Genomic DNA, 26,621 nt, shown 5'->3' with positions numbered 1-26,621 from the left:
AATAAAGGCGATGTGCCTCAAGTGTAATTTGTTTTATTCGTTAATGTTGATAACGCTATAAACGAGAGTAAATCTAAAAAGGGTTAAAATATTATTTATTTTTTATTACTGGCATCACACGCACCGTAATGGCGGTTTTTTTCTAAAATCCTGTGGCGTGATCTGGTACCAACGTTTAAAGGCTCGTCTAAAGTTTGCTACGTCAACATAGCCTAATTCAAAGGCTATTTGCTTAATACTCATGTTTGATTCACGTAAATAATGCTGTGCTAAATGTTGTTGAACATCTGTGAGTAATTGCTGATAACTGGTGTGATGTTTTAGCAACTGACGGTGCAAGGTGCGTGGGCTTACATGTAATAGCTGGGCGATATCCTGTTGAGATATTTTGCCTTGATGCTTCAAAATAAGTTGTTGAACCTGGCTCACAAAACCTACAGGTTGTTGTGCATCAAGTTGCTGTTGGCAAAATTGTTTGGCTTGAAATGCCGCCGCTGGGTCGCTACTAGCCAGCCTTTGGTTTGCGGTAGTTTGCGATAACACAATACTATTATGCGGTTGTGAAAATAGCAGTTCACAGGGCATAAAGAGTGAATATTGCTCGTAATAATCAGGTTTGGTTACTTTTAAATGAACCGCTTTGATCACGGACTTATCAGTAAGAAGGTGTAAAAACAAGGTTAAAAAGGTCACCGTAATAGCATCAATAAAGGCTTGATGGCCTTTAGGAAGAGGCTGAGACAAATCATAGTTGATGTGTAGTTTTTGATGATGCGCGCTAATATCAATTTCAATTAATGGATTACGGGTATGAATAAACTGCTTTAACAGTAATAGCGCATCATTTAACGAGGCGCTATTGAGCATCGCTAACCCTAGCATGCCATGGGCAATAACAGATATTTTTTTACCGACATACAGGCCAATATCTGGCCGCTGTGACAGCGTTATCGCGCTGTCTATTAACTCACTATATTGGCTTAGGGTTAACTGGCTATTAGCTTGCTGTAAGTCAGCTAGTGTCAGCTTATTCTGTTGTAACCATTGCTGCGCCGGTAATTGCCAATCACACAATTGCTGATACAACTGATGCAGATAAAATACCGGTATTAAAGGCTCGCTAACCGCAGACATATTTTTGATGACTTTGTCATGCTTTATAGGGGGAATTGCAGTCAAGGTCATATCCTAGTCAGACACCAATGCCCTAGTTGTAGCGGATTTAATCAAAGTTGTCTATAAATGACCCCTAGATGTCTTTTTTACCCGCTATTCTTTTTACTCACACTTGATAGATTAATTGTTAATAAAAGACATTAGCTAGGAGCTAACGGTGCACTATTTAAAATTTATGTCGTTCCATTTAATGGGCCTATTTACCCTGACTGCGCTGACGTTAGGTCAATTTTACATTGTGCTGGGTTATGCCATCTGGTTGTTATTCTATATTGGTGGCGACATTGTGTTAGGTGATGATGATTCAACCCCAACTTATAAGCATCAAAGCATTATGACCTGGCAGCTTTGGCTGGCATTGCCCTTGTTAATGGCCATTCTATTTGTGTTTAGTTGGCATTTTTCGGTCACAGATGTATGGGGTTATGGCCAATGGATAACCGAATTAACCGGCTATGATGCACTGGCGGCCAAAGCCAATACCAGCTGGTATCAACAACTGGTATTAGTGGCTTTTACTGGGCTGGTTATCGGGGTGATAGGCACAGTGACGGGGCATGAACTGGTGCACCGTACTTGGCATAAGGTGTCTTACACTATTGGGCGATGGTTATTAGCGTTTAGTTTTGACGCTAACTTTGCTATTGAACACGTATACGGCCATCATCGTTTTGTGTGTACCGCGCAAGACCCTGCTTCAGCCCCAAGAGGGCGCAATGTTTACCATCACATTATTGTGTCCAGCTGGTATGGCAATATCAGTGCCTGGAATATTGAAAAGCGTCGTTTATCCGTTAAAAGTTTACCGATATTTTCACGGCATAATCGCGTGTTAAGAGGCATTGCCATGAGCCTGGTTATTCTTCTGGCGGTGTTTGCTTTGGGGTCTTGGCAGGCATTGGCATTTTTTATTCCCACCGCATTATGGGCTAAGGCGGCGTTAGAAATAGTCAATTACATGGAGCACTATGGTCTGGTTCGCGCCAATGGCACTAAAGTAGCGCCACGGCATTCATGGAACACCAATAAACGCATCAGCTCCTGGTCATTGTTTAATTTAACTCGCCATTCGCATCATCATGCGCAAGCTCAAGTACCGTATCACCGCTTAGCACCCTATGAGGGCGCACCTATGATGATCAGTGGTTACTTAGCCACCTTAGGATTAACCCTTATTCCGCCGTTATGGCATCGACTTATGCTGCCTAGGTTAGCCCATTGGGATGCTCATTTTGCCAATGATGATGAGAAAGTATTAGCACAACAAGCCAATGACGCCAGCGGCATAGCGGCTTACCAACAAATGCATCAAGTTGAAACGGGTTCAATACCAGCCTAGGTCAGTATTAACCTAGGCTGATATGTAATGCTATGTAGAGGCTTAAGCTGATACTACAAATAGAGGCTTAAGCTGATATTACAAATAGAGGCTTAAGCTGTTATTACAAATAGAGGCTTAAGCTGATATGACAAATAGAGGCTTAAGTTGATATTACAAATAGAGGCTTAAGTTGATATTACAAACTTAGGCTAATACGATTACGGCCTTCTGCTTTAGCACGGTAAAGCGCGGTGTCTGCGGCGCAAATTAGTGCGGTGGCGGTGCGGAATTGGCCTTGTTGTTCACAGGCAATGCCCTGGCTAACACTGACTTTTACTTCGTTAGTTAAACCAATGTCGGTGAATTTAATTTGATTAATTTGGCGCTGAATTTTTTCAGCCACTCGTTGCGCTTGATCCTGGCTGAAGTTAGGCAGAATAACGGTAAACTCTTCGCCGCCAAAACGGGCAGCTAAACATTCGCGGTTAGGCATGGCTAAGTTAATCACCTGAGCCACTTTTTGTAAGCACTTATCGCCATTAATGTGGCCATAGTTGTCGTTAAAAATTTTAAAGAAGTCGATATCAATCAAGATCAAACTTAACGGATGTTGATGTTGCATGCTATCGTCCCAGGCATTTTGCAATGCTTCATCAAAAGCATGACGATTAGCTAAACTGGTGAGTTTGTCGGTATTGGCTAAACGGGTTAACTCTTCAAACTTTTCTTTGTGGCTAGTGAGGTTGTGCATTACCCCGACAATTAACGGTTTGGCATTTTCACCTACGGGCAGGCACGACAATGAAATGTCGGCATTGACTAAACTTGAGTCAGAGCGTTGCAGTACAATTTCTTTGGGGCCGTGATTAAATGGGGTGAAGGTTTCACGCCAATGGGCAAACAACTCTTGGTATTCTTCCTGGTAGGCCGAGTTAACAAAGTTAGTCCATTTTTGACCAATCAATAACTCTTTTGGCGAGCCGAAAAGTTTGGCTGCATGCTGGTTAATCATTTCAATGACGCCTTCATCATTGACCACAAAAATGGCTTCTGAAATGGCATTCATCAAAAAACCTAGGCTAGATAATTGGGTGGCCTGATCTAACGTGTGCTCAAAAATTTTCGATGTTGACACTGTTTGTGGGGGACTGGTTAACGCTGTTTTGGCTGGGGTGACAGGCGCATTTTTTTGATCTGGCGTGGGGAAATTTTTACCTGATAACGCCTTAGCAAGTTCAGTGGCACGGGTTAATGTGTCATGGAATTCTTGGTATTTGTCAGAGGTAATCATGGTCAGTCCCTTTTAAAATATAATGTGTGTCAAACAAACGTATTTCGATGACACACACTATATTGGAAAAAGTAAAAAACAGCCTTCCGTTAACCTTCTGGTTGTATCTTATTGTTTTTAAATTTAATTTTTAGGAGGTCTGTTGAGTACTTGTGGGTCAGGACTGACTATGCATTCATTTGTATTGAGTGGCGTTAACACAATTCTGAATGATATATCATCAGTATGCTGGCAATAAGTGTCATGGATTTTTAACTCAGTAGCTTGGTTTTTGATGCTGACTTTACCGATGTCAGGGTCATTTGGATTACCAAAAATAACCCCCGCAAATCGATAATTAGAAGCTGTTGCAGTATCTAATATGAATCGAATGGATGTATCTTCTTGCACAACTAGTTGACACTTTGGCGAGCCGTTATATAAAAAGCTTGGCGGTTGGTAAGTCACGGTGACGTTAATTTTATTGGTAGATGACATTATTATTTCCTTATAGTGGGATGGACGTTTTAGAGGTTAAAAGTGGGTAATGCGCCGAGATATTAATGTGCATTTTATTGAGCGCATTTAACTGCTCGGTTATTGATACTTTCGATTTTAGGCATAAGTTGGCAGCAACAAATGCTTGATTAAACTCAATGTCATACAGATAAAATCTTTCAGGTATATGAGATAGTACTAATTGACAGTATGACTCCATAGCTAGCTTCTGCTGATTCTGTTTTGCTTGCGTTGCAGATAGTAGCGCAGCCTCCATTGAAAAAGAACTTGGTGTTGATTGGGCTATAGTCGATAGCTGGTTTAGCTCGATTAGAAGTAATTCACTTTCCTGCCACAGACCTAGTATTTGAAAATATTTTATGGCGGCAATCAGATTAATAGTTTTAAGCTCTAAGTACTTATTGTTTTGCTCAGATAAAGAATATTGATCAGCAAATTGAGCGAATAATTCGAGTGGGGTAATAAAACTTGATTGTGATGATTTTTGTTCGCTAATTAAGTGGGCAGCTAAAATCAGCTGCTTGGCTTGTATGTTTAATCTTTCAAAGCGCCAGTAGCTATTATCAGGGTCTTGATTATGCATCTTATCCAATAATTCAAATGCCTGTTTGCTCATATCAAATGCAAGCTGCCACTTGGCTTGAGCGGTTAAAATCTCTATTTGATGACTTAAGATATAAGAGAGCACCTCCATTAGTGGTGCATCTTTTGCTTTTTCTTTTAAGAGTAATTCCAATAAATGCTGACCTTGAGCATATAGCGCTAATGCACCTTCTAAATCCCCCTGTTTCATTGCGGTACTGGCTATCCATGAATAGGTATCGGCTGTAGATGAGGCAAGTAAACTGTCTTGAGGTGACTGCACTAAAGCTTTTTGTTTTAGTTCTAATGAGAGTTCGAAATTACGTTGAGCATTGCTGAAATTGTTCTGGTTGAAAAATAGACTGCCTAGTGAGTTGTAGGCATAAGATAACTCGATCCACGAATCGATATTGTCTGGTGCAATTTGATTCATCTTAATGCTGTAATCGCGGTAAAGTTCAAATTGTTTGAGTGTTTCAGCATCTTTTCTGTCATTTAATGCTATTTGACCTACCCAGAAAGCGTTTGCGCCCAATAGTTTGAGTAGTTCAATATCTGGGGCGTTGCTGGTTTCATCATAGAGCGCTTGAAGAATTTTTTGAGAATCGATAAATGCTGTTAATGCTTTGCTGTTATCGCCCCTTGAATAAGCAACCTCTGCTTTTGCTGCCAATGCCTGACCGTGTTGTAAGCGGCTTTGATAACTTAATTTTTTGTAGGCGGCTGACGCATTCGTTTGTTGATCATTACTAGCAAAATATTCCATCGACTTTTGGGTGATACCATCTAATAAATCCATGCGACCAACGCTACGTAATTTATCGGCGAACTCGCCGACCATAAAACCCAATAAGCTTTCTGCCTGTTGTTGTTTTTGTTTAGCAAATTGTTCAGCCTTAATACTTCTTACACTCATAAAAACAGCCAATAAGGTCAGCATGCACAGCACGGCTATGGTGGACATTTTCGCCAGGCGTTTTACGCCAACGCTTTTCTTAGAGGCATGAATAAAGGCGTGTTGCTCAGTATCTAAATTAAACAGCGGGTTGTCGGCCAGTGCTAGTGCTTCTTGCAGCGGTTTACCTTCGGCCAGTAAATAGGCTTTGTGCTGTTGCTCATCTTGCCAACGCTGGCTAAGTACGGTTAAACGTGCGTTAACCCGTAAGCTGTCACGATGTGCCTCAATCCATTGTAATACCCGTGGCCAGCGTCGTAATAGTGCCTCGTGGGCAACGCTGAAACAGCCCTGGCCATTTTGCAGGTGTGACACAAATAAGCGGTTATCAATCAGGGTTTGTACTAGGGCGGTTTCGTTGTCGTTGCTCAGTTGGCTTAAGCGCGCGGCGCGGCTGGTGATGTTGGTTTCATCGGCGGATAAGGTGACTAATAACGATAATACTTTGCTTAAACTGTGTTGGTGCTTTGCGGCTAATGCGGCAAAAATACCTTCGGCTTTTTGACCAATAGCACCTTCTATTCCGCCGAGTTTTTGATAAACAGACACTAATAAGGTGTCGTGTTCATCGCGCTGTAAATACAGCTCTTGTAAGGTGTATTGCAGCATAGGTAGTGCGTCAGGGTTGTTAACCGCTTCGGCGCACAGTAGTTCATCTAATGGCGTGTGGGTTTGCGGGTCTGTGTCCCATTTAAGTCCCGCAGCTTTAGCGGGCAGACGGATCATTTGCAGTAACTCGGTGCGGTTTGGTGCGGTTAAGTCAAAGTGTGATCCGCTGGCTTTACCGGCCATTAAACTGGGCCGACTGACCACCTGCGGATAAAAGTCATTTCTACAGGCGCTGAACACCATAAAGTAGCCGCTGGTGGCGAGCGATTCAATCATATCTAATGCGGTTTGAATGTGTGCTTCAGTAAAAATAGGTGAAGAAAGTAGCACTTCTACACGGTCAATAAATATCGATAGTTTGGGCGTAATTGCGGTGTCAGTTTGCTCGATATTGGCTAAGGCCTGTTTGGCTTGTTCAATGACCTTGGGCATATCTTGCTGCAACATGACGGCGAGATTTTCAGCGGTCATGCCATCAAATACCGGTATATCGTTTATGTCTAAATCCAGCAGTGCAAGGGCGATGTCGGTAAATAAACGGTCCTGGCTAATATCGGCTAAATCTAAACTGGTGTGAGACACAATGCCAATGCCATCAAACCCCTGTGGGCGCATAAACTGCGGCACGACTCCGGCATTTAATAATGACGATTTACCGCTGCCGCTAGGGCCGAGTAATAAACAAAATGCCCGACCAAATTGTACCTGGTTGCTCATGCGTTTTAGCAAGGTACTGATTTGCTCGCTGCGGCCGTAAAATACATCGGCATCTTTGGCATCAAATGCACGCAATCCAGGAAAGGGCGAACCACCTTGCCAGGTGTTTTGTTTTATTTGATTATCATGTTCAATTAACGGGTAATTAACTTCAGCTAAGGTGCGATAGCCGCGTTTACGGATGGTTTCAATAAATTGTGGCTTAGATGCGTTGTCGCCTAAGGCTTTACGCAGTTGGGTAATGATTTTGTGCAGCGGGTTATCGCCCACAACGGTATGGCCCCAGCATTGCTCGACTATGGTGTCTGGGCTGAGCACTTCTCCTGGATGTTGGCAGAGTAGTATCAACACATCCATTGCTTTGGGCTCAATTTGCTTAATGTCAGCGCCCTGTTGCAAGCTGTTACTTTCTGGATTGACCTGCCAGGCCCCGAAGAAGAAATGCTGTTTATTCATATTATTATATTTTCTTTTTAGGCACAGTTAACCGAGTAGTGAGATCGTTAATATTGATCTTTTCACCTTGTTCTAGTTGTTTTATGGCTTGATATATTAGCCCATTCACTGGTGTTGCAATATGACATTGCACTCCCAGTTTGACCACAGCGCCATTTAAATAGTCAATTTCTGTTAAACGTTTGGCTTGAATGTCTTCCCACATTGATGAACGGGCATGTGGGTCAATGGCTAACATAGACTTAGCCACAATATTAAACAAGCCGTTGGGCAAACGCAGTATTAATGGCAGCCACCTTGGGGCGACTTGAGTAAATTGCATTAACGGGCGCTGTGTTTTATGGCATATATCAAGCCATTCTTGCATAGCTTGAGCCAGTAGTAGCCTAAAAGGGCGTTGTTTTAATTGAGCTTGTATCGGCAGATCGCAAATAACATTAAGGGCATTATTGAGGTTAAGTAATAGTTTGCCGTTTATTACAGCGGCCATATCGTCAACTAAGGTGCAGGGCACATTATTGTTGCCCATGGCGGTGGCGATAAGCTGTGTTTTATTGATACTAGGCAGAATAAAGCATCCCTCAGTGCCTTTATGAAAGCGGCCATTAGCTAACTGCAACACGTTAAACGGGGTGATGCCCTGATAAATTTGGCGTTGGGGTAGCTGTTGATGGGCGTTATCAAAACTGCCAAGGCCATTTTGCATAAAAATAATACTGCTGTTGGCATGGGTTATATTGAATAAATCAGAGTAGTTGCTGTCAAGTTGGTGGCATTTTAAGGTGACAAACACTAAGTCGAAACACGGGGGCTGGCCAGTTAATGGGTCTAATTGGGTTAAGTCGGTGATGATATTTGATGGCATCACGCTATGATTAGCGCCCTGGTAATTGCTAATGGCAATACCGCCATTATCAATGATCACCTGTTTAATCCGTTCTCGACAGATGACAGTGACATTTTGCTTGGCGACTAATAGTTCTGCTGCTAAGTAACAGCCAGTAGAGCCGGCACCATAAATGGCGATATTCATTGCAGTGCTTGTTGGTTTACTCATTTAATTTTACCCAATAAAGTGCATTTACAATGAAACTACATCCGCAGTAAGTGGCTCGCGCTGTCGATTCTACAGTATTGTTAGCGTTAAATTATGCCATTTTCTTTTTATTCAATGGCAATAGCATCAACCTAAAATGTAACAAAAAGCATAATAACTTGTAACTTTTTGCCTTTTTTGTCAGCTTAGGTGGCAATTATTATCAAATGAGCGATTTATAATGAAAACAACAGTATTCGCAGTATCAAGATTAACCACTTTAATCGGCGGTGCATTATTAGCGCTAGCATCTCAAGCCGCTGACATTCAAATAATTCATGCTGGGCAATTGTTGGCTGTGCCGGGTGAAAAACCGTTACAGCAGCAATCTATTATTATCCGCGATGGCATTATTACAGAGGTGAAATCTGGCTTTGTTAAAGACGTTGCTGTAACGGCTGATGACACCTTAGCGATTATTGATTTAAGCCAGGCATTTGTGATGCCGGGCTTAATGGACATGCACGTGCATTTACAGGGTGAATTAGGCCCTAAAAATGATAGCCAAAAACTGCGTATGTCTGATGCCGATGTCGCCATGCACAGTGCGTATTTTGCTAAAAAAACCTTATTGGCAGGCTTTACCACAGTACGTGATTTAGGCGCTAAAGCTGAGCAAATTTATGCCCTGCGCGATGGCATTAATAAAGGCTGGGTTGATGGCCCAAGAATTATTGCCTCTGGCGGCGTGTCGGTTACCGGTGGCCATGGTGATGTAGATGGTATGAGCCCAGATTTATTGGATTTATACACAGAAAAAACCATTTGTGATGGCCCTTTTGATTGCCGCCGTGCCACACGCCGGGCGATTAAATTTGGCGCAGATGTGATTAAAATTACCTCTACAGGCGGGGTGTTGTCTGACACCAATACTGGTACGGGTCAGCAAATGGAAGATGATGAGCTAAAAGAAGTGATTGATGCTGCCCATGCTTTAGGGCGTAAAGTGGCCAGCCATGCCCATTCTGCTGCGGGCATTAACGCCGCATTACGCGCAGGCGTTGATAGTATTGAACATGGCAGTTATGCCGATAAAGACAGTATTAAATTATTCAAAAAGTCGGGTGCGTTTTTAGTGCCAACCTTGCTGGCTGGCGACACTGTGGTGCAAATGGCCAAAAGCACAGATGTGTTTTCTCCTGCGATTAAAGAAAAAGCCATTCGTGTTGGCGGCGATATGATGGACAACTTTAAAGCCTCTTATAAAGCAGGTGTTAAGATAGCTTACGGCACTGACAGCGGTGTGTCGCACCACGGTGACAATGCTAAAGAAGCGGTATTAATGCACGCTGCGGGTATGACCAACATGGATATTTTGAAAAGTGCGACGGTTAATGCGGCAGAGTTGATTGATATGTCGGCTACGTTGGGTACACTCGAAAAAGGCAAATATGCCGATATTATTGCGACGTCACAAAGCCCGCTTGATAACATTGAAACCTTGTTAAATATTCCCTTCGTAATGAAGTCAGGCATTGTTTATAAACAAGATTTATAAGCAAACCTGTTCGTCTTGTTTTGTTGCAACTAGCTGATTTTATGGGGTGAAGTCAGCTGGTTGCTTATCGTTTAACACTGATTTAATTCCAATATTAATATTTTTTGATTGCGCACAATTGATTATCGCGATAACAATGTGTTTTAATAGCTTCACGCAATGATAATGTTGCTCGCTGTTAATGTTAGGGCTGCTTTTATGTTAGGGCTAAGGCAGATTGATTTGCTTTGGCAGCTTATTACGAAAAGCATCTAAGCGTTGTTTAAGGTCGGCCATTTCGGCCTCATCAATACCACTTTGTAACTTAACGTGCTGCGTGATTTGCATGGCTTTTGACTTTAGCGCGATGCCTTTTTCAGTGAGGGTTAATGACAGTTGTCTGTCGTCCTCAGGGTGTCTAACGCGTTGGATATAATCTAAAGCTTCAAGCCGTTTGACTACCGGTGTGATAGCGCCCGATTTTTGGGCCAGTTTTTGGGCAACATCTTTAAGGCTTAAGCCTTCATTTTGCCAAATAATCAACATCACCAGGTATTGGGTGTAGGTTAGCCCTAGCGAATTTAATAAAGGTTTATAAAGCTGAGTAATGGCAAGTGATGTTGAATAAACAGCGAAACAAAGTTGATTATCAAGATGTAACTGGTGATCTTCTTTCATAACTCACTCTGTCTGGACTGTGATCAAAATGGCTCACAGTCACGTAAATAAGTAAAACGTGTGACGATGTTACCACTGTTGTTTTAGCTATTGTAGCCTTCATTGAGTCAACCTTTGTCAACGTTTTGGATTGCAATTAAAAAGGATTAATCATGTCATCACACAATCGTCGTATCGTTTTAGCCTCTCGTCCACAGGGCGAACCGACTGCCGAAAACTTCCGTTTAGAAACCGTCAGCAAGCCAATGCCACAATCTGGTGAAGTGTTACTGCGTGCAGTTTATTTATCACTTGACCCTTACATGCGTGGGCGCATGAATGATGCTAAATCCTATGCTGATCCGGTTGGTATTGATGAAGTGATGGTTGGCGCGACTGTGTCACAGGTTGAAGCAAGTCAGCACCCTGATTACAAGGTAGGCGATTGGGTATTGGCCTTTGGTGGTTGGCAGGATTACTGCGTATCAAACGGTGAAGGCCTAATGAACTTAGGCGCTAACCCAAGTATGCCATCTTATGCATTAGGCATTATGGGCATGCCAGGATTTACCGCATATATGGGGCTGCTTGAAATTGGCGCACCTAAAGCGGGTGACACTTTAGTGGTTGCTGCGGCAACTGGCCCAGTGGGTGCTACCGTTGGTCAAATAGGTAAGCTTAAAGGCTGTAAAGTGGTTGGTATTGCGGGTGGTGCTGAAAAATGTCGCCATGCGGTTGAAGTACTTGGTTTTGATGCCTGTATCGACCATAAAGCAGCTGATTTTGCTGAACAGTTAGCAAAACATTGTGACAAAGGCATTGATGTGTATTTTGAAAATGTTGGTGGCAAGGTATTTGATGCTGTTTTCCCTTTACTTAACACAGGTGCACGAGTACCAGTATGTGGGATGATTTCGCAATATAACGCCACCTCATTGCCAGCAGGACCGGATCGTTTATCACTGCTGATGGGCACCTTGTTAGTGAAGCGCATTAAAATGCAAGGCTTTATCATTTTTGATGATTATGGTCATCGTTACCCTGAATTTGCTAAGGATATGAGCCAGTGGTTAGCCAATGGCAAGATCCAATATCGTGAGCATTTAGTCGACGGTATAGAGAACACGACTAAAGCGTTTATCGGCCTGTTAAAAGGCGAAAATTTTGGCAAATTAGTGATTAAACTGAATGAGCCACTGTCTATTTAATGAGATTTTTTACTTTATTAGGAATACATAAATGAAAGTACTAATGGTACTAACATCGCACGACAAATTGGGCGATACAGAACATAAAACCGGTTTTTGGCTAGAAGAGTTAGCCGCGCCATATTATGTGTTTAAAGACAGTAATGTTGAAGTGGTATTGGCGTCGCCGTTAGGTGGCCAACCGCCTTTAGACCCTAAAAGCGATGAAGTTGATTTTCAAACTGAATCAACGAAACGTTTTAAATTAGACACAGATGCCCAACAAAAACTGGCTACAACCTTATTGTTGTCGTCGGTAGATATTGCTGATTATGATGCGGTATTTTACCCTGGTGGCCATGGTCCATTATGGGATTTGGCCGAAGACAGCACATCAATTGCTTTGATTGAAAATGCGGTAAAACAAGACAAGGTATTAGGGTTAGTTTGTCATGCACCAGGCGCACTTAAGCACGCTAAAAATGCTGATGGTACCTCTATTGTTAAAGGCAGAAAAGTCACCGGATTTACTAATGGCGAAGAGGATGCGGTGCAATTAACCGACATAGTGCCATTTTTAGTCGAAGACATGTTAATTGCCAATGGCGCAGATTATGCCAAGGCAGATGACTGGCATCCGTTTGCGCAGGTTGATGGTAAATTAGTGACAGGTCAAAACCCAGCGTCATCTGAGCTAGTAGCACATAAAATGTTGGCACTTTTAAGCTAATTGCTATTATTTATTGGCTTATGCAAAAGCAAACTTAGGTTTGCTTTTTTGTTTTTTACGGACAAAAAATAGATTTTAGTAGGTAAATAGTTGTACAAAACATTAATTTTTCTCAATATAACGGTTAAAGTTTATTCGAATGTCAAAATAATGATATATTGCGCTCAATATGAAATGTGAACCAAGAGGATGTTGAAAGCGTGTCGAAATCGTTGAGTGATGAAGAGTTAGCCTGTTTTAGTGATATTTTTACATCAAAGATGACTTTAGGTAATCCTTTACAGTCTAGAACTGATGCGGACATTTTGGCTGATAACTCTTTAAGTGTTTCGACAGAGATTCCTCAGGTATTAGCCCATATTCTGGGTGAGGCTAAATTAACGCTGCTGGCTGAAATTAGCCACTATCGTTTGTGGTTTCCGCTAGTGTTAAAACGCGATGAACTAGGGCAGTTTATTCCTGTATTAGGCGTACCTGAAGTGGTCGATATGCAAGGTGTTGAACGCAGTTGGCGCGTAACCGATTTAAAAGATGTCACCGTTGTTGGTAATACTGAGCAAGAGGTTGAGGTGTTGTCGCTATCCAGCTCTGGCTTAACGATTAAAATGCGCGGTGACTTACACGCTGAAATGCCTACATCTGGCAAACTTATGCTGACCAATGGTTTGCAAGTGGATGTAGATTTTGAGCCCGTACGTGCTGAAAATGGTATTATGGCGGCTAAAATTAATGCCCATGGTGAAGCAAGGGAAGCATTAAGGCAGTTTTTATTCAGCGCCCACAAAACCAAGTATTCTCACCTTTATAATATTTAACTCATATCTAGCTAATATTAAAATCCTGCTGCAATACGCCTCTTAACATTTGGTTGAAACCTTTATCTTGTTTTGCTGCAATCAGCTGGCAAATTTCATCGCCAATGGTGGTTAATCGATAATAGGTAAATAGCAGGTGTTGGCTTTTGGGTTGAAGAGTAAAATTATCATGCACAAATTGCATGGGTAATTTTACTTTAGGGTCAAGCAGGCCTGTTTCAAACTCACTATTATGGATCACCCCCGCATCTATTAAGGTTAAAATATTTGAGTAAGGCAACCCATATTGAGACAAGGGGATATTTACCTGATTATTTTTACGAAAATATTGCTTCACCCCGCCATTTATCCGATAACCACTGAGTAATTTATAACGGTTATCTGTGCCAATTTTAGCCGACATGCCTAAGGCTTTTTCAAGAATAAGCGCTTCACGAAAGGTGAATTGTTTTAGTACTAACAGCGAACGAAGGCTAAAGTTACCAGGAGACACTATTTCACTGGCAAGAATACGCGCCCATAAATCCTGCATTTTGCGATTATGAATTTGCTCGGCCATTTGAAAAAACTGATGACTCCAATCAGCATCTAAATCGACACCCGTTACATCTGAAGGGGTGTAATTTAATGCTAATGCAAAAATATTTTCCAGATTGGCTTGATATGCACTTAGCTGTTTACGCTGGCGATGCTGCGCCCGCTCGGCAATAGATGCGCTTGATGGACGGTAATCTTCTTCACTGGCTAGCCCTAACATGCGCCCGAGTAATAAGGCTTTTTTGCGCGCAGACATATTGGCGGTATCTGCCGCTTGTATATCGACTTCAATGATATTGTTGTCTGGTTCAGCCATTATTTACTCATTTATTCGCGTGGTTTAGGCCAGTAAGTTTCAAACCCTGGTTTGGGTGATTTGGGGACATTGAATGCCAGTAATAAAGAGCATACCGCGAATCCTGTGCCGATGAAAAAGACATATTTAGGCGAACTTAACCACAGCATACCCAATAGTACGGGAATGATCACCGCGGCAATGTGGTTAATGGTGAAGCTAACCGACATGGTTGAGGCAATATCTTGTTTATCAGCAATTTTTTGAAAGTAGGTTTTCATTGCGATTGCCATGGCAAACAATAAATGATCAATCACATATAAACCCGCAGCTACATGGGCATTCTCTACATAGGCATAGCTGATAAAAATAATAATCAAGCCCACATATTCAAAGATAAGCGCATAACGCTCACCAATGCGACCAATCAGTTTTCCGATAGCGGGGGCAAAAAATAAATTCACCACATAGTTAATTAAGAACAGGGCGGTGATTTCTGATACCGAATAGCCAAACTTTTCGACCATCATAAAGCCGGCAAAAACCATAAATATTTGCCGACGCGCGCCGGAGAAAAAGGTTAGCAAGTAATATAACCAGTATCGTTTACGCACTAATAAATGTTTGTGCTGCGTTTCGCTAATAGCAAAACGGGGGAAGTACAGACTCATCATCAGCACCATTATTAGTCCTAATGCGCCAATGATTGAATACATCCAAATGTAGTCAAGGTTTAGCCATGTCATGACTAGCCAGATACTGCCATATCCGATTAACGCCGCGGCTGAACGCCATGCGAGTGCTTTACCCATAAACCCTGGTGCTTCTGCTTTATCTACCCATTGCAATGTTAACGACTGGTTGATGGTTTCAAAATAATGAAAGCCTATCGACATTAAAATTGTGGTCAGATATAGCCCGAGTACGCCGGGAAAAAATCCGGTAATACCCACACCAATACATAACAATGCCAGCGATATAAGGGCAAAGGCTTGTTCGCGAATAAGCAGTAAAACAAATACCGCAGTAAACGCCAAAAAGCCGGGCACTTCTCGTAAGCTTTGCAGCATACCAATTTCAGCACCGGTAAACGCCGCTCTTTCAATCACAAAGTTGTTGAGTAAGGCTTGCCATACCGCAAATACCATTGACATAACAAAGGTCATCCATAGCAACAAATGCTGTGGATTGGTTTGATAACCCTCAGTGGCTGAGGTATTTGCAGTTGTGCTAGCAGATACATTAGCCGTGGTCAGTGATGATGAATCCATGAAGTTCCAAAGGGTGATTTTAAAGGCGTGTGACCATAGTGGCAAAAAAACATTTTTATGGGAAGTGTAATTTATTTGTAAATGCTGTTGCGAAGAAAGATCTTAATTTTAATGCAAATGATTATCAATTAAGTTATTGTGTGGCGAATTATTAAAATAAGCTTAATTATTTAAGTGTACGTGGAGAGTTGATATGAATAGCAAAATCTCACTATTGGCGATGACTTTAGCGAGCGTTATGGGCTTAGGTGTTGTAGCGAATGCAAATGCTGCTAATGAAACCGATGCAATTGCCAAGGCTATTGCCAAGCAAGAAGCTGAAATTGCAGCATTAAAGCAGCAGTTAAATCTATTAACCGAGCAACAAAAGTCACAGTCTGCACAGCAACAGGTTGAGCGCGATGCCTTAACGTCAAAGGTTGAAACCGTTGCCAGTGAGGTCTCTGCAGCGCAAGACCGTTATAGCCGCTTTAGCTTTAAATCTTACGGCACCGCGAACTACACCAGTGATGAATATTTCGATAACGTTCAAGATACCAGCCCTGAGCGCCGTAATCGTTTTGACTTAGAGCGCATAGTGACTGAGTTTGGTTATCAGTTTACCGATGAGTGGAGCATGGAAGTTGAGATTGAATATGAACATGGTGGCACAGGCACATCGCTTGAGTATGATGGTTTTGATGAATTTGGCGAGTTTGAATCTGAAGTTGAAGCAGGCGGCGAAGTCATTGTTGAAAAAGCGGAGATCCGCTATCGCCCAAGTAAAGAGTTTGGGATTAAGTTCGGTAATATTCACCTTCCAATCGGCCTAACCAGCACACTGCACAAGCCTAATCAATATCTCACCGTGTTGCGCCACAAAAGTGAAGCGGCCATGTTACCGGCTGTGTGGAATGAAAACGGTATCGGCGTTTATGGTGAAATTAGTGATTTTCATTACCAGGCTCAGGTCGTCAGTGGATTAAATTCAGAATACTTCCGTACCTATGACTGGGCTGCTTCTGGGCATCAAAAACGTTTTGAGCATGTTAACGGCGATGATTTAGCTTTTGCCGGACGTTTAGATTACGGCAACTTTAAAACCGGTAGCGCTGTAGGTGTGGCTTATTACTATGGCAATACTTCAGGTAATCGCCATAAAAGTAATAAGTTAGATGTAGATGGTGCAATGAGTATTGTCTCAATTGCTGGGGCATTTGTCGAAGGTCCATGGATTCTTCGTGGCCAGTATCTTTATGGCACTCTGGAAAACACTGATGCGATTACTCAGGCTAACAAAACCACCCCAGGTTTACGTCCAGGTAACTTTGCCCAGCTAGGTTCTGAGTCACAATCTTTCTTTGTTGAAGCGGGTGTCAAGCTGGACAGCTGGATCAATATACCAATAACTGCGTTTGCCAACATCGATTACTCAAATCCGCTGATGGCGGTTGAAACGGGTACTGCTACTAAGCGTTTTGAAAACACCTGGAGCAGCATAGGTATCAATTATTTCCCTATTCCTGAAATTGTGATTAAGGCGGAAGGCGGCATACATCAAGTTGCCGTGGCCAGTATTCCTGATACTAATTTCTTCGCATTAGGTGTTGGGTACCAATTTTCTTTATAAGTCATTGTCTTAACAGACGTTTAATAGTGTGTTTTTTTAACGTTAATTTGTTTTACATGGAGTTTTTATGAAATTTAAATATTCAGCTATCGCATTTTCATTAATCATGGGGTTATCTGCTTGTGGTGGTTCTGGCTCAGATGATACTGCGCCAATCGTGCCAGATGATAGTTTCTCATTTGTTGCGACTGAAATGATCACCAACTTAACCAATGAGGTTATTGTTGACGGTTATGCTGATTTAGCCAGTAAAGGTGAAGCGTTATTTAATGCTACCCAAAGTTTAATTAACTCAACCTCTCAAGCGGATTTAATCGCAGCACAAGCGGCCTGGAAAGCGGCTCGTCAGCCTTGGGAGCAAGGTGAATCGCATATTTTTGGCCCTGTTGACTCATTAAGTATTGACCCGCATTTAGACAGCTGGCCATTAAATACTACTGACCTGCAAACACAGTTAAACAGCGCGGTCGGGTTTGATGCTGAAACCATTAAAGGTTGGAACGATGATGTGCAAGGTTTCCATACTATGGAATACCTATTATTTGGTGATGGCGTTAACGACAACACTAAAGACATTGCCGAGTTAACCACCCGTGAACGTGAGTATCTAGTGGCCTTAGCTGAAGTGTTTCGTGATTACACTAAGCAACTTGATGATGCATGGCAAGTTAGCCATAACCCACAAGATACCAACGCACTGCCATATGCTGAGTTATTAAAGCAACCTGGCACCAGTACTAATACCATTTACTCTTCACAACTGGCGGTTGTTGAAGAATTGATCAATGGCATGATTGGTATTGTCGATGAAGTGGGTAACGGTAAAATTGCTGATCCATTTGGTGACTCAATTACCACTGCTGACACCTCAAAAGTAGAATCGCAATATTCTTGGAATTCATTAACTGACTTTTCAAATAACATCATTGGCGTACGTAATGTTTACCAGGGTGAATATACCGGTAGTGCAGACAAGCAAGGTTTAATTGATTTTGTTGCTGCTGCAGACACTGTTTTGGCGACTCGCATTGGCAGTGAAATTGATGATGCTATTTTAAAAATCCAAGCGATTAAGGGCAGTAATGATATGCCGTTTCGTCAGGCTATTTTAGATGTTGAGGGCCGTAAGCGTGTGCAAGTGGCTGTTGATGCATTAAGTAAGCTGCAAGCCTCGCTAGAATCAGACATGTTACCTTTATTGTCAGATTGGAAAACCAGCTAACGTTTAGTTGAAGTATACCTGGCCTCAATTGAGGCTAGGTATTTTGATAAACTGTAAAAATGTGTGAACAAAATGATGAAAATAACAACTAAGCTTTATGCGTTAATGTCAGTGATGATGACAACAACAATTTTAGTCGGCTGTGGTGGCAGTGGTGATGAAATTACCACTGAAATAGTACCAGAGCCGCCAGTAGTCACTTACCCTAGTTATACCGATATTAGTGCCTCAGGTGGTGATACCACTACCTTTGATACCAGTAATTCAGGCCATGGTTTTTCTACCCCAGCAACTAATTTAACCGCCAGTGAGTTGGCATTGCATTTGGAGGGTGACGTTAATTTTGAAACCTCTTTTACCACAGCGCCTAATAGTGAACATCCTGAATTAGATGGACTAGGTCCGGTATTTAATAATGCCGATTGTAACTCTTGTCACCAACGTGATGGGCGTAACTCAACCCCATTTTTAGCCGCCAATGAAAATCGAGTTAAGCTAGGATCTGCCGCGGGAATATTTTTACGCATCAGTAAAGCACCTGATGAAGTGTGCACTGAAGGAACTGCGCAAAACAATTATTGTGCGCCAATAGCCGTGCCTGATTTTGGTGGTCAGCTATTTCACCGCGGCGTGCTTAAAGCTCGCCCAGATTGGCAGCAAAATGCTTTTGTTGGTCAAGCCGATGTATATTTGTCTTATCAGCGCAGCGAAATAACCTACGCTGACGGCAGAACCCTTATTCTTAAAAAACCTTTATTTGATGTTGAAAACCCCTACGATGCACCGGGTGAAACCAAACAAAGCGCTAATGTTACCTCTAACCTATTGCAAGACGACGTACTAATGGGCTGGCGAAACGGTATGCCAGTATTTGGTTTAGGTTTATTAGAAGCGATACCTGAAGCGGATATTTTAGCCAATGTTGATGTCAATGATGCTAATGGCGATGGTGTGTCAGGCCGAGCTAATTGGGTATTTGATGCCGTAAAAGCCCGCGATGGTGTCGCGCATCCAGTGTCATTAGGGCGTTTTGGCTGGAAAGCCAATACCCCTAGCGTACGAGTGCAATCACTAGGCGCATTACGGGGTGACATTGGTATTACTAACCCACTGTTTCCAGACGAAAGTATTGCAGGTACTAGCTTGCATGATGCTTATTTAACCCGTACAGGTTTTGTTGATACCGGCAGTGATGAAAATGGTGAGCCAGAAGCCGATGTTGCGTTCAGTGACTCAGTGACTTTTTACGCTGAAACCTTAGCGGTTCCGGCCAGACGTAACGTCAGTAACAGCAATGTACGTGAGGGAGCACGTTTGTTTGAGCAAGTTAATTGTACAGGTTGTCACACACCATCATTTACCACGAAAACCGCCGGTGATATTGGCGGTGAACCGATGAGCGATAGCTTAAAGGGTCAAACAATTTATCCGTTCAGTGACATGCTATTGCATGACATGGGTGAAGGACTTGCTGATGGCCGCCCTGACTTTTTGGCGAACGGTAATGAATGGCGCACACGTCCTTTATGGGGCATAGGCTTAACTCAAACGGTGAATCCGCAAGCCGGATTTTTACATGATGGCCGTGCGGCAACATTGGAAGAAGCTATTTTATGGCATGGCGGCGAAGCTGAAAAAAGCCAACAAGCTTTTATGGCGTTAACCCAGAATGAGCGAGACCAGGTGGTAGCGTTTTTAATGTCACTATAACGACCGATGTAACTCCATAAAAGAAGTAAGGCAGGTGCTTGCTTCTTTTGATCTATTTTGATGTTAAAGCCGTGATCTGTTTCAAGGTCAACACCTGCTATATAACGTAATATAAGCGAGTTAATTACTTGTTTAGGCGGCAATATGGCTCAGATCCTTCTTGTTTACTCCAGCGTACACGGACAAACCCGTAGAATATGCGAGTACATCCAACAACAAATACCCCAAGCTGATCATCATGTGACCTTAGCGGCTTTAGATGATGTGAGTGATTTGTCTGGCTTTGATAGAATTTATATTGGTGCAAGTATCCGTCATGGTAAACATCGACCCGCTTTATATGAATTTATTCAGCAGCATCAGGTAGAGTTAGAAACTAAACCCAGCGGCTTTTTTTCAGTCAGTTTGGTGGCGCGCAAACCGAATAAAAACACCCCAGAAACCAATGCCTATATGCAGGCATTTTTACAACAAACCGTATGGAAACCCGCTTTATTACAGACCTTTGCGGGGAATTTAGATTACCAGGGCTATGGCCCAATGGATCGCAATATCATTCGATTTATTATGTGGATGACCAAAGGTCCAACCGATCCCAATACCAAGGTTGAATACACTGACTGGCAAAGGGTGGATGACTTTATCGCTAAAATGATTGAGGTGTAACGCTATGGTACTAAAGCTGATATGGCAAAAAATTGCAGTTAAGCTACATGCATTGGTACTCGTCATGTCGGTCATATTAGTGTGCACTAGCCCTTGGGTATTAATAGGGCGGCAATTAAGCGCAAATGCCGGTTTTTGGAGTCACTTTCATGTATACGGCGGCCTAATTACAGCATGTTTAGCGTTATTGTTTGCCATAAAAGTGTGCCTTAAAGGTCAATGGCGACAGTTCTTCCCGTGGTTACTATTGGACTTTAATCAAGTTAACACGGACCTGATTGGTATATTAACAGGCAAGATACCGGTTGCAGGAGGTAAGGGGTTGTTCAGTGTTATTGAAGGAATAGGTGTTATTTTACTTTTGCTGGTGGCGATCAGCGGTGTGGTTTGGTATTTAGTTGACCCGAGCGATGCCTTAGTATGGCGCAGCTATCATCAAGTGCTTGGCCAATGTTTTATCGGTTTTATGATTATTCACCTGCTATTAGCGTTACTGCATATTAAGGACTTTTTTGACTAAGCCATGTGTTTAGAGGCTAACAAGTTCTTTACCCTTAGTTATTATCATTATCTAAATTATTTAGCGTATTAACACTATTTAACATTTCAGCCACTTGCTATTTCCTTCGCTCAACTGTTTAATTGCGGCAATTTATCTCTACTTCATTTTATTGAGAATTATATATGAAATCGACTCTATGTTGCTTACTGGTTTTAGGCGTTATGGGTATGAGTGGTTGTGCAGCAACTCAGAATAATTTTGCCTCTAAAGTTAAATCTGAAGGCGCACAAAACCTTGATTTATCTCAACAATGGGAGCAGGGTGATAAGGATGTTAGAAACGGTAAAGAGCAACTACAAGATGGCCGTAAACTGGTGCAAGAAGGTAGTGCTGAGATCCGTGAAGGTGAAAAGCTAATCGCCGAGGCAAGAATTGAAGGCCAGAAACAGAAACAAGCTTTTTTGAGTTTTACTAGCACATTAAATGGTGCACCGACGGGCAAACGAGCGATTGTTTTATTGAATAAGCTGGAAGAAATTGCCGATCTTTGGGAAGACGCTGATGACAAGTTTGCAGATGGTAAAGAATTGGTTGAGGACGGCAATACTAAGTTAGCTGAAGGTGAAAGTGCCATAGAACAAGGTCAAAACCTAATCAATAGCGGCAGTAGCCGTATGAAACAGGCTGAAGGTAAATATCAGCAACGCAATGGTTCAGGATTAGTTGAACAAAGACGTGAAGATAAGGCATTAGTTGAACAAATGCATATCGAAGAAAGGTCGAATAACTTCTAATTGTGATTTAAAATTTCGTCGGTTTTCAATCGACTTATTTTTAACAATAAATGTTTAACAATAAAAAAACCGATATTAGCAGTGCGATATCGGTTTTTTAGTTTGTAAAATAAATTAGCGGCGCAGTTTAGTTATTTTTGTAGTGCTAAGTAGTTCATCACATTGATTAAGTCATCAAGGGTGCGCATTTCGTTCATATTAATGGCGTATTTATCATTGACGATAAAGGTAGGTACACTTTGTACCCGATATATCACTTGCTGTTGGCGCCATAGGCTCAATTTTTTGTCGGTATCTGTACTGTCGGCCAATTCATCATATTTAGCGGCATCAATACCAAATTTAGCAAAGACCTTTTTAATGTCATCGCGGCTATTAACCTGTGACTCATGTTTGTCACCATGGGCACTGTGATCATGACCGCCATCGTTTTCATCGCCTTGAATGGCACCGAACATTGCTACTTTTAACGCTTCTTGATTGTCCTGAGTGTGGATCACCGCTAGCGAGCGCATAACTTCAGTACCTAAATCGCTGTTCATAAAATCGACATGTTTAGTGTCAAATTTAACTTGTTTGTCTAAGCCTGCTTTAATCTCTGGTAAATACTTGGTTTCCATATTGAAACAGTTGTGACAATAAAAAGAGAAAAACTCAGTCACTTTAGGTTCGCTTGGCACCATGCTATTTGAAACTTGTGTGTAGTGCTTACCTTCTACAAAGGGGGCGGCAAAACTATTAATAGGGGCAATGATTAAAGAAAAAATGAGTGTGATAATTACGCTGGCGGCTAATGCAAAATGTTTAAACATGAATACCTCAAAATTATGTTATTAATGGAATTTTATCCGCTAATGATGACATATTTTGACAAACTAGACCGAAAGATTTATGTGATCCAGTGGTGATTTGTGACAAATATTGCCTTTTAGTGCTTCCGATAAGTCTACTAATGATTCAGGCAACTAAGCTTTTGTCGCGTAATGTTTGCCATGCTTCACAGACTTCTTTAAAACGTTCGGCATTGCCTTGGTCACGATCAGGGTGCCATTTTAAGGCTAACTTTTTCCATTGCCTTCTGATGTCTTTGTTTGATGCGCTATCATCTAATTCAAATACTTTTAAAGCATGACCTTTATTCATTAATTGGATGTTTACGCCAATATATTCTTGATAGCTGTTCCAGAACGACTCCAACATTTCACGGACGACATTAATGCTGGTATCGTAATTTTTCCAGTCTAAGTAGTAATCCCGCAGTGCGGCGTCTTGACGGTGTAATAGGTCTGCGTTGCCTGGCACAATTCTAAACAACTGAATTTCCATAGCCTTCACTTGTAACCATTGCTTGGGCAGCAAAATATCCTGTAACTCATACAAGGCATTCATCAATAGAAAGTTACGTTTAAACAGGTCCTTTTCTGGTAATGGGTCTAAATCATGCATTAGGCCTTTATGTTGCAATTCACTGGCTAAATGATGCACCTTCCAACTGTGATTCGAAGACTGCAATACACTTAACAGTGGCCAAATAAGTGGATTATCACCTTTTTCAGAAGTCATCGATGACGATGGTGCTTCTAAGCTAGGTTCTGCGGAACGTTTTTCAAATAACATAATGAGCGTCTTCATGCTGAAAATGGCGATAAAAAATACTATGCCATAGTGATGATGCAAGGAAAAGCAGATTTTTATCTGCTTTGCGGCGTGTTCATTGTCTAATAAACGTTAACAATGCAGGCAAAGTGGCTGGTTTTGGTATAAAATTCTCCGCAATAAAAATGGGGGTAAACACCAATGACCGATAAACACTTTATAAGCGCGCAACAATTACTTGAAGATTCATTTCGTTTAGCAGCACAGGTTTACCAATCTGGCTTTAGACCCCAATTTATTGTGGGCATATGGCGAGGCGGTGCACCCATTGGTATTGCGGTGCAAGAATATTTTGATTTCAAGGAAGTGGAAACAGATCACATAGCCGTTCGCACCTCATCTTATTATGGTATTGGCACCGACAAGCAAGATAAGAATATTAAAGTGCATGGTTTGCATTACATTATTGAAAATGCCAACGCCACAGATGGCTTACTAATTGTTGATGATGTATTTGATTCTGGTCGCAGCATCCATGCCTTAATCGGTAAGTTGCAGAAATTTATGCGATTAAATATTCCAACGGATATTCGTATTGCTTGTCCTTATTACAAGCCAAACAACACTAAAGTACCGTTAAAACCAGACTACTTTATCCATGAGTCTGACGAGTGGTTAGTGTTTCCGCATGAAGTGAAAGGCTTGACTCCAGACGAAATTGCCAACGGCAAAGCTGATTTGAAAAACATCCAAGATTTATTTATCTAATCTGGGCATTTTTACAACAAATTTGCTAGAATAAGAAAATATATGAGTGCGCCAACAATTTTGTTGGCGCACTTTTTTATCTAACCGATTTTGCTTAATTACAAGAATTGATATAACCATATGGCCTCTGTTGAACTTTTTACACCTACACCCGCCAAAAAGCGTCAGCTTGAACTGTTAGCACCTGCTAAAAATGCCGATTATGGTATTGAGGCAATTCGCCATGGTGCAGATGCGGTTTATATTGGTGGTCCTGCTTTTGGTGCCCGTCACAATGCGGGTAATAGTGTTGAAGATATTGCCCGTTTAGCTGAGTTTGCTCATCGCTATCATGCCCAAGTGTTTGTCGCCTTAAATACTATTTTAATGGACGATGAATTACCTAAAGCTGAGCAAATGATTTGGGACTTATACGAAGCTGGTGTTGATGCGTTAATTATTCAAGATATGGGCGTGTTGCAATTAAACTTACCGCCAATAGCGTTACATGCTAGTACGCAAATGGATAACCGTACCCCTGAAAAATCCGTTTTTTTAGAGCAGGTTGGGTTTTCTCAAGTGGTACTCGCGCGTGAGTTAAATATCCCGCAAATTCGTGATATTGCTAACAGCACTAAAATGAAGTTAGAGTTTTTTATTCATGGCGCCTTATGTGTTAGTTACAGTGGTTTATGTAACTTAAGCCATGCTTATTCTAATCGCAGTGCTAACCGCGGCGAATGTTCACAAATGTGTCGCTTACCGTGTAACTTGACCACTCGAGAAGGTGAGGTGTTAGCGGAGAATCAGCATTTATTGTCTTTAAAAGATAATAACCAAACCGATAACCTTGAAGCGTTAATTGAAGCTGGAGTGTCATCTTTTAAAATTGAAGGCCGTTTAAAAGACATTACTTATCTTAAAAACGTCACCGCCCATTATCGTCAACAATTAGATGCCATTATTGCCAAGCGCAGTGATGTTGAATCTATTTCTCACGGGCGTTGCGAGTTTAATTTTACTCCTGATCCAGATAAAAGCTTTAACCGCGGTAAAACTGACTATTTTGTTACCCAAAGAACCGAAGCGATTGAACACTTTAGTTCGCCGAAATTTATTGGTGAAAAAGTGGGCCGTATTACTCAGGTTGGTAAAGATTTTATCAAACTCGATACGACTGAAAGCGGCAAAGATATTGTGTTCAATAACGGTGATGGTTTGTGCTTTTTTGTTGAGCATTATGAAACTCAGCGTTTGTCGGATGATAAACTTGCTGGTACTCGAGTTAACCGCGCTGACGGCAATACCTTATATTTAACTGAGGTGCCAAAAGATTTAAAAGTTGGCGTGATGATGTTCAGAAACTTCGATCATAAATTTGAATCGACGTTAAATAAAGAATCCGCTACCCGTAAAATCAGTGTTGATATGCAATTGCATGATACTGAACATGGCGTTGCGCTGACGATGACCGATATTCACGGCATTAGCGCTACGGCCCGTTTGCAATGTGAAAAGCAAGCGGCAAACGATCAAGCTAAATCAGCTGCTAACCTTAAAAAGCAGTTAGGTAAGTTAGGCAGTACCGATTTTACTGTTAATAAGCTGAACTTATTAACCGAGCAAGCCTGGTTTTTACCGGCCTCAACCGTAAACGAGCTTCGCCGTGATGCGGTTGATGCCCTAATGCTTGCGCGAGTGGCTGCATATAAACGCCCAGAACGCTGGACACATGATAAAGAGGCGCGTTTCCCGCAGAAATCGTTAAGCTTTTTATCTAACGTTGCCAACGAACAAGCGCGTAATTTTTACGAGCAACATGGTGTTATTCAAATGGAAGACACCTATGAAAAAAATAAAGTGCTACATGACGCACCTTTAATGGTGACCAAGCATTGTTTACGTTACAGCTTTAATTTATGCCCTAAAGAAGTAGAGGGCATAAAAGCTGACCCAATGTTTTTAGATGTCGGTAAAGATAAATTGAAATTAGTGTTTGATTGCCAAAAATGCGAAATGATGATTGTTGGCTCAAATCAGATGGTAAAAAGTTAAACTGCACTTAATAAGCACTTATTAGTACAGTAATAAATTAGGCTAAATGC

Annotated in this window: 23 protein-coding genes; 13 read left to right on the top strand and 10 right to left on the bottom strand. The window is 41.7% G+C overall.

The features are described 5' to 3' along the window. Positions 1-114 precede the first annotated feature (114 nt). Entirely contained in the window at positions 115-1,179 is a 1,065-nt protein-coding gene (locus tag ACRWQN_RS16815) for an AraC family transcriptional regulator ligand-binding domain-containing protein (RefSeq protein ID WP_434938984.1), read from the bottom strand. A 154-nt stretch (positions 1,180-1,333) separates the two neighbouring features. On the opposite strand from ACRWQN_RS16815, the gene ACRWQN_RS16810 reads away from it, so the two are divergent. Further along, entirely contained in the window at positions 1,334-2,515 is a 1,182-nt protein-coding gene (locus ACRWQN_RS16810; RefSeq protein ID WP_434938982.1) for an alkane 1-monooxygenase, read from the top strand. A 178-nt stretch (positions 2,516-2,693) separates the two neighbouring features. On the opposite strand, the gene ACRWQN_RS16805 is transcribed toward ACRWQN_RS16810, so the two are convergent. The 4 genes from ACRWQN_RS16805 to ACRWQN_RS16790 all read right to left on the bottom strand — a co-directional run bounded on the left by ACRWQN_RS16805 (position 2,694) and on the right by ACRWQN_RS16790 (position 8,662). Further along, positions 2,694-3,788, bottom strand: a complete 1,095-nt coding sequence (locus ACRWQN_RS16805; RefSeq protein ID WP_434938980.1) for a diguanylate cyclase domain-containing protein — start codon at positions 3,786-3,788, stop codon at positions 2,694-2,696. 123 nt (positions 3,789-3,911) lie between these two features. Then, positions 3,912-4,265, bottom strand: a complete 354-nt coding sequence (locus ACRWQN_RS16800; RefSeq protein ID WP_434938978.1) for a DP-EP family protein — start codon at positions 4,263-4,265, stop codon at positions 3,912-3,914. Positions 4,266-4,275: 10 nt separating this feature from the next. Next, complete coding sequence (locus ACRWQN_RS16795; protein ID WP_434938976.1) at positions 4,276-7,605, bottom strand: nSTAND1 domain-containing NTPase; 3,330 nt, start codon at positions 7,603-7,605, stop codon at positions 4,276-4,278. A 4-nt stretch (positions 7,606-7,609) separates the two neighbouring features. Continuing rightward, positions 7,610-8,662, bottom strand: a complete 1,053-nt coding sequence (locus ACRWQN_RS16790; protein ID WP_434938974.1) for a 2-dehydropantoate 2-reductase — start codon at positions 8,660-8,662, stop codon at positions 7,610-7,612. 220 nt (positions 8,663-8,882) lie between these two features. Between ACRWQN_RS16790 and ACRWQN_RS16785 the strand changes: the two genes are divergently transcribed. After that, complete coding sequence (locus ACRWQN_RS16785; protein WP_434938972.1) at positions 8,883-10,199, top strand: amidohydrolase family protein; 1,317 nt, start codon at positions 8,883-8,885, stop codon at positions 10,197-10,199. A 207-nt stretch (positions 10,200-10,406) separates the two neighbouring features. Here the strand turns inward: ACRWQN_RS16785 and ACRWQN_RS16780 are convergent, their stop codons facing one another. After that, positions 10,407-10,856 carry a MarR family winged helix-turn-helix transcriptional regulator gene (locus ACRWQN_RS16780; protein ID WP_226413598.1) on the bottom strand — a complete coding sequence of 150 codons (450 nt, stop codon included), beginning with the start codon at positions 10,854-10,856 and terminating at the stop codon, positions 10,407-10,409. Positions 10,857-11,008: 152 nt separating this feature from the next. On the opposite strand from ACRWQN_RS16780, the gene ACRWQN_RS16775 reads away from it, so the two are divergent. The 3 genes from ACRWQN_RS16775 (at position 11,009) to ACRWQN_RS16765 (ending at position 13,567) form a co-directional block, all read left to right on the top strand. Then, positions 11,009-12,043 (top strand): NADP-dependent oxidoreductase, encoded by a 1,035-nt coding sequence (locus ACRWQN_RS16775; RefSeq protein WP_434938970.1) that lies wholly within the window; start codon positions 11,009-11,011, stop codon positions 12,041-12,043. Between the two features lie 31 nt (positions 12,044-12,074). After that, positions 12,075-12,752 carry a type 1 glutamine amidotransferase domain-containing protein gene (locus ACRWQN_RS16770; protein ID WP_434938968.1) on the top strand — a complete coding sequence of 226 codons (678 nt, stop codon included), beginning with the start codon at positions 12,075-12,077 and terminating at the stop codon, positions 12,750-12,752. 200 nt (positions 12,753-12,952) lie between these two features. Then, on the top strand, positions 12,953-13,567 hold the full coding sequence (locus ACRWQN_RS16765; RefSeq protein WP_226413604.1) for a hypothetical protein: 615 nt from the start codon (positions 12,953-12,955) through the stop codon (positions 13,565-13,567). Between the two features lie 7 nt (positions 13,568-13,574). Here ACRWQN_RS16765 and ACRWQN_RS16760 read toward each other — a convergent pair whose 3' ends face one another. Both ACRWQN_RS16760 and ACRWQN_RS16755 read right to left on the bottom strand, forming a co-directional pair. Further along, positions 13,575-14,420 carry a TIGR03899 family protein gene (locus ACRWQN_RS16760; protein WP_434927038.1) on the bottom strand — a complete coding sequence of 282 codons (846 nt, stop codon included), beginning with the start codon at positions 14,418-14,420 and terminating at the stop codon, positions 13,575-13,577. 11 nt (positions 14,421-14,431) lie between these two features. After that, complete coding sequence (locus ACRWQN_RS16755) at positions 14,432-15,565, bottom strand: MFS transporter (RefSeq protein WP_434940690.1); 1,134 nt, start codon at positions 15,563-15,565, stop codon at positions 14,432-14,434. Positions 15,566-15,863: 298 nt separating this feature from the next. Here ACRWQN_RS16755 and ACRWQN_RS16750 point away from each other — a divergent pair, with 298 nt between their 5' ends. The 6 genes from ACRWQN_RS16750 to ACRWQN_RS16725 all read left to right on the top strand — a co-directional run bounded on the left by ACRWQN_RS16750 (position 15,864) and on the right by ACRWQN_RS16725 (position 22,173). Beyond that, positions 15,864-17,279 (top strand): hypothetical protein, encoded by a 1,416-nt coding sequence (locus ACRWQN_RS16750; protein ID WP_434938967.1) that lies wholly within the window; start codon positions 15,864-15,866, stop codon positions 17,277-17,279. 67 nt (positions 17,280-17,346) lie between these two features. After that, positions 17,347-18,501 (top strand): imelysin family protein, encoded by a 1,155-nt coding sequence (locus tag ACRWQN_RS16745; protein ID WP_434927036.1) that lies wholly within the window; start codon positions 17,347-17,349, stop codon positions 18,499-18,501. Between the two features lie 72 nt (positions 18,502-18,573). Continuing rightward, positions 18,574-20,211 carry a di-heme oxidoredictase family protein gene (locus ACRWQN_RS16740; protein WP_434938965.1) on the top strand — a complete coding sequence of 546 codons (1,638 nt, stop codon included), beginning with the start codon at positions 18,574-18,576 and terminating at the stop codon, positions 20,209-20,211. A 144-nt stretch (positions 20,212-20,355) separates the two neighbouring features. Then, a complete protein-coding gene (gene hemG, locus ACRWQN_RS16735; protein WP_434938963.1) occupies positions 20,356-20,877 on the top strand; it encodes a menaquinone-dependent protoporphyrinogen IX dehydrogenase in 522 nt (173 codons plus the stop codon). A gap of 4 nt (positions 20,878-20,881) precedes the next feature. Further along, positions 20,882-21,397, top strand: a complete 516-nt coding sequence (locus tag ACRWQN_RS16730) for a cytochrome b/b6 domain-containing protein (RefSeq protein WP_434938961.1) — start codon at positions 20,882-20,884, stop codon at positions 21,395-21,397. Between the two features lie 164 nt (positions 21,398-21,561). Next, complete coding sequence (locus tag ACRWQN_RS16725) at positions 21,562-22,173, top strand: hypothetical protein (protein ID WP_434927032.1); 612 nt, start codon at positions 21,562-21,564, stop codon at positions 22,171-22,173. 131 nt (positions 22,174-22,304) lie between these two features. On the opposite strand, the gene ACRWQN_RS16720 is transcribed toward ACRWQN_RS16725, so the two are convergent. Both ACRWQN_RS16720 and ACRWQN_RS16715 read right to left on the bottom strand, forming a co-directional pair. Beyond that, the gene (locus ACRWQN_RS16720; protein ID WP_434938960.1) at positions 22,305-22,985 is read right to left on the bottom strand and encodes a thiol:disulfide interchange protein DsbA/DsbL; all 681 of its coding nucleotides are present in this window, start codon (positions 22,983-22,985) and stop codon (positions 22,305-22,307) included. Between the two features lie 145 nt (positions 22,986-23,130). Then, positions 23,131-23,790, bottom strand: a complete 660-nt coding sequence (locus ACRWQN_RS16715) for a DNA-J related domain-containing protein (RefSeq protein WP_434927030.1) — start codon at positions 23,788-23,790, stop codon at positions 23,131-23,133. Positions 23,791-23,970: 180 nt separating this feature from the next. Between ACRWQN_RS16715 and ACRWQN_RS16710 the strand changes: the two genes are divergently transcribed. After that, positions 23,971-24,537 (top strand): phosphoribosyltransferase, encoded by a 567-nt coding sequence (locus ACRWQN_RS16710; protein ID WP_434927029.1) that lies wholly within the window; start codon positions 23,971-23,973, stop codon positions 24,535-24,537. Between the two features lie 120 nt (positions 24,538-24,657). Further along, a complete protein-coding gene (locus ACRWQN_RS16705; protein ID WP_434938958.1) occupies positions 24,658-26,571 on the top strand; it encodes a peptidase U32 family protein in 1,914 nt (637 codons plus the stop codon). Positions 26,572-26,621 lie beyond the last annotated feature (50 nt).

The sequence above is a fragment of the Shewanella sp. HL-SH8 genome (assembly GCF_051165765.1).
GTDB classification, from domain to species: domain Bacteria; phylum Pseudomonadota; class Gammaproteobacteria; order Enterobacterales; family Shewanellaceae; genus Shewanella; species Shewanella glacialimarina.
Note: the sequence above shows the minus strand (reverse complement) of the source record. Positions and strands in the feature narration are given on the sequence as shown.

What these genes read in the sequence shown, in the direction of transcription:
- ACRWQN_RS16805 (WP_434938980.1), bottom strand. Translation starts at nt 3,788, where the DNA reads ATGATTACCTCTGACAAATACCAAGAATTCCATGACACATTAACCCGT.
- ACRWQN_RS16800 (WP_434938978.1), bottom strand. Translation starts at nt 4,265, where the DNA reads ATGTCATCTACCAATAAAATTAACGTCACCGTGACTTACCAACCGCCA.
- ACRWQN_RS16795 (WP_434938976.1), bottom strand. Translation starts at nt 7,605, where the DNA reads ATGAATAAACAGCATTTCTTCTTCGGGGCCTGGCAGGTCAATCCAGAA.
- ACRWQN_RS16790 (WP_434938974.1), bottom strand. Translation starts at nt 8,662, where the DNA reads ATGAGTAAACCAACAAGCACTGCAATGAATATCGCCATTTATGGTGCC.
- ACRWQN_RS16785 (WP_434938972.1), top strand. Translation starts at nt 8,883, where the DNA reads ATGAAAACAACAGTATTCGCAGTATCAAGATTAACCACTTTAATCGGC.
- ACRWQN_RS16780 (WP_226413598.1), bottom strand. Translation starts at nt 10,856, where the DNA reads ATGAAAGAAGATCACCAGTTACATCTTGATAATCAACTTTGTTTCGCT.
- ACRWQN_RS16775 (WP_434938970.1), top strand. Translation starts at nt 11,009, where the DNA reads ATGTCATCACACAATCGTCGTATCGTTTTAGCCTCTCGTCCACAGGGC.
- ACRWQN_RS16770 (WP_434938968.1), top strand. Translation starts at nt 12,075, where the DNA reads ATGAAAGTACTAATGGTACTAACATCGCACGACAAATTGGGCGATACA.
- ACRWQN_RS16760 (WP_434927038.1), bottom strand. Translation starts at nt 14,420, where the DNA reads ATGGCTGAACCAGACAACAATATCATTGAAGTCGATATACAAGCGGCA.
- ACRWQN_RS16755 (WP_434940690.1), bottom strand. Translation starts at nt 15,565, where the DNA reads ATGACCTTTGTTATGTCAATGGTATTTGCGGTATGGCAAGCCTTACTC.
- ACRWQN_RS16750 (WP_434938967.1), top strand. Translation starts at nt 15,864, where the DNA reads ATGAATAGCAAAATCTCACTATTGGCGATGACTTTAGCGAGCGTTATG.
- ACRWQN_RS16745 (WP_434927036.1), top strand. Translation starts at nt 17,347, where the DNA reads ATGAAATTTAAATATTCAGCTATCGCATTTTCATTAATCATGGGGTTA.
- ACRWQN_RS16740 (WP_434938965.1), top strand. Translation starts at nt 18,574, where the DNA reads ATGATGAAAATAACAACTAAGCTTTATGCGTTAATGTCAGTGATGATG.
- hemG (WP_434938963.1), top strand. Translation starts at nt 20,356, where the DNA reads ATGGCTCAGATCCTTCTTGTTTACTCCAGCGTACACGGACAAACCCGT.
- ACRWQN_RS16730 (WP_434938961.1), top strand. Translation starts at nt 20,882, where the DNA reads ATGGTACTAAAGCTGATATGGCAAAAAATTGCAGTTAAGCTACATGCA.
- ACRWQN_RS16725 (WP_434927032.1), top strand. Translation starts at nt 21,562, where the DNA reads ATGAAATCGACTCTATGTTGCTTACTGGTTTTAGGCGTTATGGGTATG.
- ACRWQN_RS16720 (WP_434938960.1), bottom strand. Translation starts at nt 22,985, where the DNA reads ATGTTTAAACATTTTGCATTAGCCGCCAGCGTAATTATCACACTCATT.
- ACRWQN_RS16715 (WP_434927030.1), bottom strand. Translation starts at nt 23,790, where the DNA reads ATGTTATTTGAAAAACGTTCCGCAGAACCTAGCTTAGAAGCACCATCG.
- ACRWQN_RS16710 (WP_434927029.1), top strand. Translation starts at nt 23,971, where the DNA reads ATGACCGATAAACACTTTATAAGCGCGCAACAATTACTTGAAGATTCA.
- ACRWQN_RS16705 (WP_434938958.1), top strand. Translation starts at nt 24,658, where the DNA reads ATGGCCTCTGTTGAACTTTTTACACCTACACCCGCCAAAAAGCGTCAG.